Origin of the sequence: Aeromonas sp. R5-3 (assembly GCF_040908225.1) — a bacterium.
Classification (GTDB): domain Bacteria; phylum Pseudomonadota; class Gammaproteobacteria; order Enterobacterales; family Aeromonadaceae; genus Aeromonas; species Aeromonas dhakensis.
Genome location: NZ_JBFODH010000029.1, coordinates 316,116 through 329,463, shown reverse-complemented (window position 1 = coordinate 329,463; position 13,348 = coordinate 316,116). Strand labels below are relative to the sequence as shown.

Genomic DNA, 13,348 nt, shown 5'->3' with positions numbered 1-13,348 from the left:
AATGGTTATCCAAGCGTGTCCGATGTTCTCGGCTCGCCTGTTCGGCACATTCGCCTGCTCTTGCCTGCATACCATCGCGCTGCGATAGCGGGTTCGAGCAAAGCCGACTCCCTTCCATACCGAGACCTTTCTCGACTCTGCCGTTGTCGCCAGCGCTCCTGATGACAGGGATCTCCGATCCCGCGATTTAAGAGAGCAAGAGCATGACAACCCTGATGAGTACCCATTCCCTGCAGATGAGTGCGGGGCACCTTCCGTTATTTGACCACCTCGAACTCGGCATTCGCGCAGGCGACCGACTCGGCCTGATTGGCGCCAACGGCTGCGGCAAGAGCACATTGTTGGCGCTGCTGGCGGGCGAGCGCACGCCCCAGGCCGGCCGGGTCGTGCAGGCTGCCGCCTGCCGCTGCGAGTTCGTGGCCCAGCAACTGCCAGCCAGACTTTCAACCCTCAGCACCCGCGCCGTGCTGCTGGATGCGCTGGGCAACGACCCGAGCGCCGAGTGGCAGGTGGACAAGCTGCTGGCCGAGCTGCAGCTGGAGGCCCAGGCCACGCTGCCGGTCAGTGCGCTGAGCGGCGGCCAGCACAGCCGGCTGCAGATAGGGCGCGCCCTGCTGCGCCAACCCAACCTGCTGCTGCTCGATGAGCCCAGCAACCACCTGGACCTGCCCGCCCTGCTCTGGCTCGAGCAGTTTCTGCTGGGCTGGCGCGGTGCCTTCGTGCTGGTTTCCCACGACGCTCGCCTGCTGGACAGCGTCACGGATCAGACCCTGATCCTGCGAGATGGTCGGCTGCACCGCTTCGCCCTGCCCTGCAGCCAGGCCAGGGCGGCGCTGGCCGCCGAGGATGAGCAGGCCCGCCTGCGCCGGGCCGACGAGCAAAAGGAGATCGACCGCCTGAGCGCCAGCAGCAAGCGCCTCGCCCTCTGGGGGCGGGAGCATGACAACGAGAAGCTGGTACGCCAGGCCAAATCCATGGAAAAACGCATCGCCCGCCTGCAGGAGGAGCAGAGTCAGGTCGCGGCGCTGGCCCCCTGGCGGCTCGAGCTGCGCGGACTGAGCCTGCCAGCCGACACCCTGCTGCGGCTGGAGACCCTCGACGTGGCGCCGGCGCCATCATTGCCGCCGCTGCTGCGGGCCGAGGAACTCTGGCTGCGGGCGGGGGACAGGGTCGCCCTGCTCGGAGCCAACGGCACCGGCAAGTCCTCCCTGCTGCGCCAGTGCTGGCGCGAACTGGTCGCGCAGAGCCCACAGGCTGGCTGGTACTGCCACCCCGGCGCCAGCATCGCCTATTACGATCAGTCCCTGCAGCAGCTGGCGGACGACGCCACCCTGAGCGACGCCCTCTACCCGCTGGCCCCTCTGCCAGAGACCATGCGGCGTCAGGCACTGATCCGGGCGGGCTTCCCCTATGTCCGCCACGGCCAGCAGGTGCACACCTTGAGCGGGGGCGAGCGGGCACGGCTGCTGTTTCTCGCCCTGTCGCTCGGCAGCCACCACATGCTCTGGCTCGACGAGCCCACCAACCACCTGGATCTGGCGGGCAAGGAGGAACTGGCCGAGGCCATTGCCGCCTTCCCGGGGGGCGTGCTGCTGGTCTCCCACGACCGGGAACTGATCGAGCGTAGCTGCAACCGCTTCTGGCTGATAAGGGATGGGCGCATCCAGGAGGCTCACAGTGCCGAGCGCGCCTATGCCGAGCTGCTCGGCAACCCGCCCTTGCCGGCAGCAGACAAGGCAAGCCTGGCCGCCCCCGCCATGGGGCAGGCCCCGGCCGGCCCGACACATGACGAAGAGGCACTGCTGGCACGCTGGTATGAGCTCGATGCCCTGCTCGCCGCCGATCTGGCCCGCAAGCCCAGGCACCAGACCCCGCGCCTTCAGCAGCAGTGGCGTGACGAACTGGCGCACCTTGCTGACCTGCTCGGCTTTGCCTGACACCAGCCAGCATCATCCATCCTTTATCACTCAACTCACGCGGCCAACTCAGGTTGGCCGCAAGGAGCCACCATGACATCAACGCAGCAACCCCACATCAGGCTGGATCCGGTCAGCGACGCCGATCTGCCCCACATCTTCCGCGGCCTGTCGGATCCGCGGGTCGTCGCCTACTACGGCGTCAGCTACGACAGCCTGACGGCGTGCCAGGCCCAGATGGATTGGTATGCCGAGCTGACCCGCACCGGCCGCGGCGCCTGGCACCTCATTTGTGACCGGCACACGGGCGAACCGCTCGGCGCCATCGGCTACAACGATGCCGACCCTGAGCACCGGCGGGCCGAGCTGGGCTACTGGCTCTATCCCGAGCATTGGGGCAAGGGAGTGATGAGCGCGGCGCTGCAACTGTGGCTGCCGCTCACTTATCGCACCACAGCGCTGCACCGGTTGCTGGCGGTGGTGGAGGAGCCCAACCGCCCCTCCGCCCGCCTGCTGGAGCGGGCCGGCTTTCACTACGAGGGCTCCGCGCGGGAGTGCGAACGCAAGGGGGATGGTTTCATCTCCCTGCGCCACTACGCCATCTTGCGCAGTGACCTGCCCGCCAACCGCTGACAGGCAGCAAAAAGCCCCGCACTGCGGGGCTTTTGTCGGGTTACTTGATGGCGCAGACACGATCATCTGGCGCCGAGCGGCGACCTCTGCGCCGCCACAACGAGAAGCAGCCGTAACCCAGACTGAGCACGACGGCATAGAGCACCTGGGAAGCGAGCGCCACCAGCACCAGGGCGCAGAGCAGCACGCTCACCCCCGCCAGCCCCTTGCCCACCCCGCCGAGCAGACGCCAGCCCGCCGCCATGCAGAGCAGGTAGACCAGCACGAAGTTGCCGTTGGCGTAGCGGATCAGCTCATCGAGGGGCAGTCGCAACCAGATGATGAGGGTGATGCAGAGCAGGCAGATGAGCAGTACCAGACCGAGCGCCCGCAGCGGCGCGCCCCGAGCGGTAAGCACCGCCAGCGAGGGGGGCAGCTTGCCTTCGCGCGCCATGCTCCAGATAAGCCTTGCAAAACCCTGAATGTAGATGTTGATGCTGGCAAAACAGGAGAGGTAGCCGAGCACCGCCACCAGCCACTTGGCGGTGGGGCCGAACAGCAGCGAGAGCAGGGCAGGAATGGCGGTGGCGTTGGTCGCCTCATCGCCGTAGAGGCCATATTTGAGCACCACCAGCGAGTGTATCCAGTAGATGAGCCCCGCCAGCAACACACCACCGAGCAGGGCGATAGGGTAATCCCGCTCCGGTCGCTTGAACTCCTCCCCCATGTGGGCGAAGGCCTCGAGCCCGACGAAACACCAGAACATCACCGCCAGCGCGGTGGCCATAGCGGGCCATTCCTCCGTCGTCGGCAGCGGCCGGGCGGCGTCGCGCCAGCTGATATCCCCCTTGAACCAGATAAGCAGGGTGAGCCCCAAAATGGCGAGCGCGATCAGCAACTGCAGGTTGCCGGAGGAGCGCGCTCCGCGCAACCCCAGCAGAAAGACCCCCAGCAGGGTGAGCAACTGGATGCCCCACAGGGTCCACTCCCCCAGATCGAACAGGGCATGCCAGAAGCCGGCGGCGATCATCAGGGCGGCGGGCAGGCCCACCGGCAGCACGGCCAGAAACAGGAAGGCGGAGAAGCGTTCGGCGCCGTTGCCAAAGGCGAGACCGATGAGGTGTGGCGCCCCGCCGGCGTGGGGGTAGCGGCGGCCGAGGCGAGCGAAGGTAAAGGCAATCGGCAGCACCAGCGCAATCAGCAACAACCAGGCCCAGAGCGAAGCCCCACCTGCCAACGAGGCAGCCGTCGCCGGTACCACGAAGATCCCGGTGCCGAGCAGGGAGGTGGCGAGCAGTCCCATCCCCTGCCAAAGCCCGAGATCCTTTTTCAACCCAGACATATCCTTTTGTCCTGTCTAGAAAAACATCCCGCCATGTTAGGCCTGCCCCGCCTCTTTGTTAAGGGCGGCGGCGAGAATATGCCCGGTTTTATGCAAGGCCGTAGCCCTGGACAGCGGCCATAAAAAAAGCCGCCTCTTGCGAGGCGGCTTCTTCATTCAAGCGGGTAACCGGAGTTATCAGGCAATCAGCTTATAGATGATACCGGACATGGCGATCAGGCCGATGATGGTCACGAAGCCGTTGCTGATGTTGCCAGCGTATTTGCGCATGGCCGGCACCTTGGTGATGGCGTACATCGGCATCAGGAACAGCAGCATGGCGATGATGGGGCCGCCCAGGTCTTCAATCATGCCGAGGATGCTCGGGTTGATGGTGGCGATGGCCCAGGTGGTCAGGATCATGAACACGGCAGTGACTTTGTTCAGTTGCTTGGTGTCAACGTTCTTGCCCTTCTCGCGCAGCGCCTTGGCCATCAGGCCGTTCATGCCCTCTTGCGCACCCAGGTAGTGACCCAGGAAGGATTTGCTGATGGCAACCATGGCGATGAGCGGTGCCACGGTGGCGATGACCGGGTTGTCGAAGTGGTTGGCCAGGTAGGACAGGATGGAGATGTTCTGTTCCTTGGCGGCAGCCAGGTCAGCCGGAGAGAGGCTCAGTACGCAGCTGAATACGAAGAACATAACGGTCATCACCATCATGACGTGGGCGCCCAGCAGGATGTTGCTGCACTTCTTCTCGGCACCTTCACCGTAACGACCCTTGTTGTCCACCGCGAAGGAGGAGATGATCGGGGAGTGGTTGAAGGAGAACACCATGACCGGGATGGCCAGCCACAGGGTCTTGATGAAATCGCCGTTGAAGGCATCACCCAGCGCCGGGGCTTCGGTAATGATGGCACCGTTCCAGTGCGGGATCAGGTAGAGCGCCAGGCCCATCAGGGTGATCACGAACGGGAATACCAGCACGCTCATCGCCTTGACGATGACCTGGCCGCCCAGACGAACAACCGCCATCAGACCCAGGATCAGCGCCAGTGACAGCACGGCACGGGGAGGTGCAGTCATGCCCAGCTGGTGAACAATCAGGCTCTCGACTGTGTTGGTGATGGCGACCGAGTACATCAGCACGATCGGGTAGATGGCAAAGAAGTAGAGCAGGGTGATGAACTTGCCTGCGGTCTTGCCGAAGTGCTCTTCTACTACTTCGGTGATGTCGCCGTCACGGGTGGAGCCGGACAGCACGAAGCGGGTCAGGCCACGGTGGGCGAAGAAGGTCAGCGGCAGGGCCAGGATCAGCATGGCAACCAGCGGCCACAGGCCACCTACACCGGCGTTGATCGGCAGGAAGAGCACACCGGCACCGATGGCGGTACCGTACAGACCCAGCATCCAGACCACATCGGCCTTGTTGATGCCACGGGAAGATGCATTACTGGCTAAGTTGCCTTCTACTGCAATGTTCATGTCAGACATAGGGGTGTTCCTGTCATCAAGGAAAATAGAAAATATCTAGTCAACCGGGCGCAATGCCCTGTCCCATTTCCCTGGAACGCCTGCAGTTCATCCCTGTTTTATTCTCATTCCCATCGCTCCGGCAAACTGGTCATCACTCCATGTAACAACCAAATTGCAACAAACAGACCGGTGGGGAGTGGGCCCGAGGGCCGCAAACGCGTCAGTTTTTACAACTCACTAACACGCCTTTGTTTCGATGAGCTGACTCTAATTAAATCCCCTTAGCGATCACAGTGTTTTTTTGAATTAATCAACCAAAGTTTGATTGGAATCGCCTTTCTGGCGTCAGAGATCACGTTTCGAGCCCAATTTTGTGAACAGCCGTTAACAAATAGCGGTAGTTTCACCCGTATCTATATCCTTATGGGTACAACAATTTCGCTACATGTGTCTGTTTGTTGGCCACGTTGTGCCTTGCCCCGCCCTGGCGTACCCTGTTGTTCAACATTTTTCCGCTGAATTAATATGGCCATCACCCGTACCGACCTCGCCGAACTGGCGGTGTTTGCCGCCGTCGCCCGTCACCAGAGCTTCAGCAAGGCCGCCCTCGAACTCGGGGTCTCGGCATCTGCCCTGAGCCACAGCCTGAAAGGGCTGGAGACCCGGCTGGGGGTACGGCTGCTCAACCGCAGCACCCGCGCCGTGGTGCCCACCGAGGCGGGCCAGCGGCTGCTGACCCAGCTGCTGCCGACCCTGAACCATCTGGAGAGCGCACTGGGCGAGCTGACCCGTCACAGCGATGAGCCGGTGGGACGGCTGAAGATCTGCGCACCGCGCGGGGCCATCGACGACCTGCTGGCCCCGGTGTTGATCGATTACCTGGTACGCTACCCGCGCATGCAGGTGGAGGTGGTGGAACAGGAGCTGATGCCGCGCCTCATCGAGGATGGCTATGACGCCGCCCTCTTCTACGGCGATCTGCTGCCCAAGGAGATGATCGGGGTACCGCTCGGGCCGCCCCAGCGCTATCTGGTGGTGGCGGCGCCCGCCTATCTGGCCGAACACGGCACACCACAGCACCCCCGCGAGCTGTCGCGCCACGCCTGCATCGGCTACCGGCTCACCCCCTCCCATCACTACCGCTGGGCCTTCGCCGGGGAGGAGGGGTCCCTGCTGGAGATAGAGGTGACGGGTCCGCTCACCACCAGCACGCCGGCCCTCTATCTGGGGGCTGCCGAGGCGGGGCTGGGGCTGGCCTACTGTCTGGAAGAGGAGGTGAGCCAAAAAGTAGCCCAGGGGAAACTGCTCACCGTGCTGGAGCCCTGGTGCCCCACCTTTGCCGGTTTTTATCTCTTCTATCCCAGCCGGCATCAGCTGGGCAGCGGCTTGCGAGCTCTCATCGACATGCTGAAAGCCCACTATCAACCGACCAATTACTGAATATTGCTCATCAATCCTTCAAGTAGAACCCGGATTATCGCAAAAACAATATTAATCTAGACTGTCTGCTCGATAATCGAACTCCCCAAGAGAACAGATATGTCTGCCTATTTCACTCTGCGCCAGCGGGCGATGACCCGCCGTTTCTGGGGCTATGCCCTCCCCTCCGTCATGGCCATGCTGGTATCCGGCGCCTACTACCTGGTCGATGGCATCTTCGTCGGCCACTACGTGGGGGCCGCCGGCCTCGCCGGTATCAACCTGGTCTACCCGGTCATCATGGTGCTGATCGGCCTTGCCGCCATGATCAGCATGGGAGCGGCCACCGCCATCTCCTTCCAGCAGGGCGCCAGGAACACCGGGCTGGCCCGCCAGGCGCTGGTCAATGCGCTCTGGCTGCTAGCGGGGCTGGGCACGGTGGCACCGCTGCTGCTGCACTACTGGCACATCGACATCCTGCTGGCACTGGGCATCGAGCAGGGCACCGACACCTGGCAACAGGCCAGCGACTACCTCTACTGGATCGGCGGCGGCACCCTGCTGCTGGCCTGCAACCTGGCGGTGCCCTATCTGCTGCGCAACGACGGCCGGCCGCGGCTCGCCATGCTGCTGGTCAGCGGCGGCGCCATCCTCAACATCATCCTCAACTACATCATGGTGGGCCGGCTGGGGCTGGGACTCATCGGTACGGCTCAGGCCACCCTCATCTCGGAAGGGGTGGTCAGCCTGCTGGGCCTGGGTTACTTCTTTACCCGTCACGCCAGATTGCGACTGGAATGGCGCCAGCTGCTGCCCAGCTTGCCGGCCATGCCAAACCTGCTGTTCACCGGTTTGCCGAGCCTCATCGCCCAGTTCAACCTTGGCCTGCTGCTGATGCTGCACAACAGCCAGCTGATGGTGCACGGCTCGGTCAAGGATCTGGCGGGCTTCACCGTGGCCGGCTACACCGAGGCGGTGTTCATCGTCATTCTGCAGGGGCTGGCTTTCGGCATCCAGCCGCTGGTCAGCCAGGCGGCCGGCGCCAAGCGCCATCGCGATCTGAAGTTCCTGATGGAGATGGGGCTCAAGATCACGCTCGTCTACGGTCTGGCGGTCTGGCTGCTGATCCAGCTGCTGCCGCGCCAGGTGGCCATGCTCTACACCGGCGATCAGGATGGCGAGCTGCTCGCGGCCGCCATCAGCAGCCTGACCCTCAATCTCGGCGCCATTCCGCTGGAGGGGATCATCATGTTCGGCATCGTGCTGCTGCAATCCATGGCGCGCACCCGTCAGGCGCTGTTCATCTCCATCGCCAAGACCCTGCTGCTGCTGCCGCTGATCTTCATGCTGCCGCTCTGGTGGGGCCGCGACGGCGTGCTGCTGGCCCAGCCCACCACTGTGCTGCTGCTGACCCTGCCACTGTGCTGGTTGCTGTGGCGCGAGTGGCACCAGCTCAAGCTGGCCTGCGCCCCGCACACCAGGCGCTCGCCCAAGGCGCTTGCCCGTCAGCAGGTCACGCTGGCACGGCGCGCAGGCTGATGCGCAGCTAGCCCAGCCGGCTGGCGCAGGTGCGGATCTCGGGCTCGACCAGCGCCTGCTGGGCGGCCACCAGCTGCAGCTCGTAGGCGCCCGCCAGCCAGGTCTGGGCCAGCACCATGTCCACGCTGGCATTGGTGCGCTCGAACGCCGCCACCGGCGTAAAGCCCGCCAGCAGGTTGGCCAGCATGGTGGCACTCAGCAGATCCCCCACGCCGATGGGCTGACGTTGAAACTCATAGAGGGGGCGCGAGATATGAAACGCCCCCTCTTCGCACACCAGCAGCATCTCGAACCAGTCCAGGCCCAAGCCGGCGCGGCCCAGATGCTTGACCATCACCAGCTCGACACCCCCGTCACGCAGTTGCTGGCAGGCGGCCATCGCCTCGCTCAGGTTGTGGATCTCGCGGCCGGTCAGCTGCTCCAGCTCCAGCAGATTGGGGGCCAGCAGGTCGGCGCAGGCCAGCGCCCGGTTTTTCAGAAAATCGGCGACGCCGGGCGCGACGATACACCCCTTGTCGGGATGCCCCATCACGGGGTCGCAAAAATAGCGGGCATGCGGATTGAGCGCCTTGAGGTGAGCCACCGCCGCCAGGATCTCCTCCCCCTGCTCGGCCGAGCCGAGATAGCCGCTCAGGATCGCATCGCACTGCCCCAGCACACCGATGTCGGCCAGCCCCGCCATCAGCTTGCGGATATGGCCGTTTGGCATCACCATCCCCTGCCAGCCTGCGCTGTACTGGGTATGGTTGGAAAATTGCACCGTGTTGACGGGCCACACCTCCAGCCCCATGCGGCGCATGGGAAACACGGCGGCGCTGTTGCCGGCGCAACCGAACACCACGTGGGACTGGATGGAGAGAACTCGCTTCATGCTGACTCGCAAAAAAATGGATGAACCAAAATGGGAAAAACGGGCCTTGCGGCCCGTTGTTGTCACTGTGATTAGCGCAGCACCTTGACGGTGTAGCTGCCATCGGCCTGACGATAGAGGCCGTGGATGTCGGTCTCGAAGCCCGGGTAGTGGGCACCGATCTCGCACAGCATCTCGAGGAACTCGAGCACCGGCAGGGAATCCTGGGTCACCATCTCGCCCGGCAGCACCAGCGGTACTCCCGGCGGGTAGGGCAGGATCATGTTGGCGCTGATGCGGTCCACCATGTCGCGCAGCGGTACTTCCACCACGTTGCCGGCCAGCTCCTGCTGCCAGGCGGCGTGCGGGGTCATCTTCATCTCCGGCAGCACGTCGAACGCCTTGAACATCAGCTCCGGCAGACGGTACTTGCTGGTCAGCTCGTGAATGCGCTGGGCCAGCTCCTGGATGCGCATCCCTTCGTAGAAGCTCGGGTCTTCACGATAGAGGCTCGGCAGAATGCTCTTGATAGTCAGGTTCAGGTCGTAGCCACGCTTGAACTCGGTCAGGGCACGCAGCAGCTGCATCGCCTTGGACTGATCGATACCGATGGAGAAGAGGAACAACAGGTTGTAGGGGCCGGTCTTCTCCACCACGATGCCGCGCTCGTCCAGGAACTTGGAGACCAGGGACGCCGGGAGACCGCGCTCCAGCAGCTGGCCATCGCGGCCCATGCCCGGGGTCAGCAGGGTCACCTTGATGGGATCCAGGTACATGTGATCGTCGTCGATGTCCTTGAAGCCGTGCCAGTCATCCTTCGGATCCAGCTTCCAGCACTCGACGGTGTCGATGTCGTCCGGCTGCCATACGTCGAAGAACCAGCCTTCGCTCTGCTCGCGCAGACGCTTGATCTCTTTGCGGAAGGAGATGGCGCGATCGATGGAGTCCTTGATCAGCCGCTTGCCGGTGTTGCCACGCATCATGGCGGCGGAGATCTCGGTCGATGCCACGATGCCGTACTGCGGCGAGGTGGAGGTGTGCATCATGAAGGCTTCGTTGAAGGTCTCTTCCTCCACGTCACCCTTGATGTGGATCATCGACGCCTGGGAGAAGGCCGCCAGCAGCTTGTGGGTGGACTGGGTTTCGTAGAACACCTTGCCCGGCATGGCTTCACCGCTCATGCCGCACTTGCCTTCATAGATCGGGCTGAAGTTGGTGTAGGGCACCCAGGCACTGTCGAAGTGGATGTAGGGGGTGTCCAGCGCCTCCTTGATGAAGCCGGTGTTGTAGAGCAGGCCGTCATAGGTGGAGTTGGTGATCACGGCGTAGCGCGGCGCCTGGGCACCCGGAGTGGCGGCCACCTTGGCGGCGATGGTGTCGCGGCTGAATTCGCTCTGCGGGATGCCACCCAGAATGCCATAGGCGTTGCGGGTCGGACGGAAGTAGAGCGGGGTCACGTCATTCATCATCATCAGGTGAGTGAGCGACTTGTGGCAGTTGCGATCCACCAGCACGGTGCTGCCGGCCGGCGCCGAGTACATGCCGACGATCTTGTTGGCGGTGGAGGTGCCGTTGGTGACGATGTAGGAGCGATCGGCGTTGAAGGTACGGGCGATGTACTCCTCGGCTTCCTTGTGCGGACCTGAGTGATCCAGCAGGGAGCCCAGCTCCGGCATGGAGATGGAGACGTCGGCCTTGAAGGCGTTCGGGCCGTAGAAGTCATAGAAGATGCTGCCGGCCGGGCTCATCTGGAAGGCGGTACCGCCCATGTGACCCGGGGTACAGAAGGTATACTTGCCCTCTTCCACGTACTTGAACAGCGCCTTGGTGAACGGCGGCAGGATGGCGTCCTGATACTCCTGGGTGGCCTGACCCATCTTGAGGGCGATGTCGTCAGCCATGCCGAGACGGTACTCGAAGAAGTGCACGTTCAGACGCAGGTCAGTCAGGTGAATGTCCAGGGTGGACTGGTCGTTGGCGAAGGCGAAGATCGGCAGCTTCTCGTTGCGATCGTGGATCTCCTTGCACAGACCCAGGGAGTATTTGTCCCAGTCAAAGATGGCGCCGCAGACGCGGGGGTTCTTCTCGATGAGTTTCAGCAAGTCGGCCACATCGACCGGATAGACGACCTCGAAACCCTTGCGCTCGAGGGAGGCTTGCAGCTGGCGAATGGGTTCTTCTTTGAAGAAAACGCCGAGGTGGTTGAGGATGGCAATGATGTTCATCTTGATGCTCCACACGTAAGAGGGCGCTCTCCATCAGGGATGGTGAGTGAAGAGCGCTCGGAAGATAAAAGGGGAAATCAGTTGCTGGGCTGTTCGCTCAGCAGGGCATCGTGCTGACGCAGGCCCAGTTTTTTGGCGTAGAACATCAGGATGATGAGCGACACCACGAAGGTTGCTGTGAGGTTGGAACCCTTGGCCCCCATCAGGGCAATCAGGCAGAAGACGCAGGCCACACCGGAGAAGATCATGGCGCCGATGCTGCGGGAGGTCATGCCCTCGAAGCGAATGAGGTTAATGCTGGAGTAGAAGTAGGGCAGCATGGTCAGCAGCACCGCATCTGTGGTCAGCACGTTGAAGAGATCAGCCGCGTGGGCGGACTGGGAGGTGAAGGCGGTCAGGCCGATCATCAGCGCAGTCATCTTGAGGGAGCCCAGGATCAGACCCTTCTTGGCGACGCCGTTCTTGTCCACTTCGCCGTAGATTTTCGGGAAGTTGCCGTCGTGGGCGGCGCGCTTGCCCGCCTCGCCCACCAGCATCATCCAGGAGCCCAGCGAGGTGAAGCAGGCCAGGGCGGTGAAGGCGGAGACGAACGGCGCGGACCAGTTGCCGAAGATGACGGAGGAGGCCATGGCAAACGGGGCGCCGGAGGCCGCCACTTCACCGGCCGGGAACATGCCGCTGATCACCTGGGTGGAGAGGATGTAGATGACCCCCGCGATACCGGTGCCCAACATGGTGGCGAGCGGTACGGTGCGCTTGGGATTTTTCACCATGCCGGAGGAGACGGCGGCAGATTCAACACCGACGAAGGACCAGAGGCAGATCAGCACGGCGCTGATGACCGCATGCAGGTCGCTGCCGCTGGTGGTGTTCCAGTTCTGGCTGTAGACGGCGGCATCAAAGTGACCCCAACCCACCAGGGCGGTACCCACCACCGGCAGCAGGATCAGCACCAGACCCAGGGTACAGAGCCGGCTCACCCAGCTGCCGCCCAGCAGGTTGACCAGGGTGAAGATCCAGACGGCGGCGATGGTGGCCGCGGCGGCCGGGATCGGGCTGTTGAGGATCGGGAAGAAGACGGAGAGGTAGGAGACGCCGGTGATGGCGATGGCCAGGTTGCCGATCCAGTTGGCGTGGTAGTAGAGCACACCGGTCTGGAAGCCGAACACCGGAGAGATCTCGCCGGCGTAGGCGATGGGGCCGCCCTCCTGCGGGTTCTTGGTGGCGAGGCGGGCGAACACGAAGGCCAGCCCCATGGCGCCGACCAGGCAGATGGCCCAGCTGAACACAGAGATGGAACCTATGGTGGCCAGGGCCGAGGGCAGCAGCGCGATACCGCTCCCCATCATGTTGCCGGCCACTACACCTGTACAGGCGACAAGGCCGATCTTCTTGCTCGTATCTAGGGACATAAAATCTCCGGGTCGATATTAAGGCATCAAACACACGCTTGGCGGAGCCTTCCGCCAATCAATGGCCACAGACTAGGCCTCTGCGCCCCGGAAAACATAAAGTCCCGCTAAGGGATAAAAACATGAGCAAACTTTTTCAGCCCGCCCATCGAAGCTGATAAAAACAGAGTTAAAACAGCAGGTTGACTTAAAGCACCGCAAGCATCTTGATAAAATCTTGATATCCTTCGCCCCCCTTGATGAGAGCACTAGGTGTCACCCGAACCACCTTGATATTTTTCTGATGACCCGCTGCGGTGCAGCTGGGCCAACAACCCCCTCTCCCCCGAACTGCATATGCCAAAGCGACCCTCTTTTCCCCTCACCGCCCTTCATTGCACCGCTCGCTTTGCACGACCCGGGGCCCACCTGACCGGCATAACGCCCCCTCACACACCAAACGGGCGCAGTGATGACCCGGTGCGATATCGACAAAGGCGGCCAGGTCACCGGGCGACGGTCACGACTGTCGGCATCGACAGGCTGCAGCTGCAAATGGCGGCCGGAGCTTTATCAGCAGAGGATGGAACAGGGGGATG

The 13,348-nt window shown here is 62.9% G+C and carries 9 protein-coding genes; 4 read left to right on the top strand and 5 right to left on the bottom strand.

Annotation, left to right across the window (positions count from 1 at the left end; all coding sequences use genetic code 11):
• Positions 1-203: 203 nt before the first annotated feature.
• Both AB5Y95_RS20815 and AB5Y95_RS20810 read left to right on the top strand, forming a co-directional pair.
• Complete coding sequence (locus tag AB5Y95_RS20815) at positions 204-1,937, top strand: ABC-F family ATP-binding cassette domain-containing protein (protein WP_368161960.1); 1,734 nt, start codon at positions 204-206, stop codon at positions 1,935-1,937.
• A gap of 72 nt (positions 1,938-2,009) precedes the next feature.
• Positions 2,010-2,549 (top strand): GNAT family N-acetyltransferase, encoded by a 540-nt coding sequence (locus AB5Y95_RS20810; protein ID WP_368161959.1) that lies wholly within the window; start codon positions 2,010-2,012, stop codon positions 2,547-2,549.
• 40 nt (positions 2,550-2,589) lie between these two features.
• On the opposite strand, the gene yjeH is transcribed toward AB5Y95_RS20810, so the two are convergent.
• Both yjeH and AB5Y95_RS20800 read right to left on the bottom strand, forming a co-directional pair.
• Entirely contained in the window at positions 2,590-3,870 is a 1,281-nt protein-coding gene (gene yjeH / locus AB5Y95_RS20805; RefSeq protein ID WP_368161958.1) for an L-methionine/branched-chain amino acid transporter, read from the bottom strand.
• Positions 3,871-4,047: 177 nt separating this feature from the next.
• Positions 4,048-5,343: an HAAAP family serine/threonine permease gene (locus AB5Y95_RS20800; RefSeq protein WP_005303413.1), complete on the bottom strand. Its 1,296-nt coding sequence runs from the start codon at positions 5,341-5,343 to the stop codon at positions 4,048-4,050.
• Between the two features lie 507 nt (positions 5,344-5,850).
• Between AB5Y95_RS20800 and AB5Y95_RS20795 the strand changes: the two genes are divergently transcribed.
• Complete coding sequence (locus AB5Y95_RS20795; protein ID WP_005303415.1) at positions 5,851-6,765, top strand: LysR family transcriptional regulator; 915 nt, start codon at positions 5,851-5,853, stop codon at positions 6,763-6,765.
• A gap of 99 nt (positions 6,766-6,864) precedes the next feature.
• On the top strand, positions 6,865-8,283 hold the full coding sequence (locus AB5Y95_RS20790) for an MATE family efflux transporter (RefSeq protein ID WP_005303418.1): 1,419 nt from the start codon (positions 6,865-6,867) through the stop codon (positions 8,281-8,283).
• A 7-nt stretch (positions 8,284-8,290) separates the two neighbouring features.
• Here the strand turns inward: AB5Y95_RS20790 and pdxY are convergent, their stop codons facing one another.
• From pdxY to cadB, 3 genes are all read right to left on the bottom strand, one after another.
• The gene (gene pdxY, locus AB5Y95_RS20785) at positions 8,291-9,154 is read right to left on the bottom strand and encodes a pyridoxal kinase PdxY (protein ID WP_368161956.1); all 864 of its coding nucleotides are present in this window, start codon (positions 9,152-9,154) and stop codon (positions 8,291-8,293) included.
• Positions 9,155-9,225: 71 nt separating this feature from the next.
• Positions 9,226-11,358 (bottom strand): lysine decarboxylase CadA, encoded by a 2,133-nt coding sequence (locus tag AB5Y95_RS20780; RefSeq protein ID WP_026458905.1) that lies wholly within the window; start codon positions 11,356-11,358, stop codon positions 9,226-9,228.
• Positions 11,359-11,435: 77 nt separating this feature from the next.
• Positions 11,436-12,770, bottom strand: coding sequence for a cadaverine/lysine antiporter (cadB, locus tag AB5Y95_RS20775; RefSeq protein WP_005303424.1), 1,335 nt, complete (start codon positions 12,768-12,770; stop codon positions 11,436-11,438).
• Positions 12,771-13,348 lie beyond the last annotated feature (578 nt).

Excerpts from the sequence above, each read along its gene's own strand:
- AB5Y95_RS20815 (WP_368161960.1), top strand. The coding sequence starts at position 204 with ATGACAACCCTGATGAGTACCCATTCCCTGCAGATGAGTGCGGGGCAC.
- AB5Y95_RS20810 (WP_368161959.1), top strand. The coding sequence starts at position 2,010 with ATGACATCAACGCAGCAACCCCACATCAGGCTGGATCCGGTCAGCGAC.
- yjeH (WP_368161958.1), bottom strand. The coding sequence starts at position 3,870 with ATGTCTGGGTTGAAAAAGGATCTCGGGCTTTGGCAGGGGATGGGACTG.
- AB5Y95_RS20800 (WP_005303413.1), bottom strand. The coding sequence starts at position 5,343 with ATGTCTGACATGAACATTGCAGTAGAAGGCAACTTAGCCAGTAATGCA.
- AB5Y95_RS20795 (WP_005303415.1), top strand. The coding sequence starts at position 5,851 with ATGGCCATCACCCGTACCGACCTCGCCGAACTGGCGGTGTTTGCCGCC.
- AB5Y95_RS20790 (WP_005303418.1), top strand. The coding sequence starts at position 6,865 with ATGTCTGCCTATTTCACTCTGCGCCAGCGGGCGATGACCCGCCGTTTC.
- pdxY (WP_368161956.1), bottom strand. The coding sequence starts at position 9,154 with ATGAAGCGAGTTCTCTCCATCCAGTCCCACGTGGTGTTCGGTTGCGCC.
- AB5Y95_RS20780 (WP_026458905.1), bottom strand. The coding sequence starts at position 11,358 with ATGAACATCATTGCCATCCTCAACCACCTCGGCGTTTTCTTCAAAGAA.
- cadB (WP_005303424.1), bottom strand. The coding sequence starts at position 12,770 with ATGTCCCTAGATACGAGCAAGAAGATCGGCCTTGTCGCCTGTACAGGT.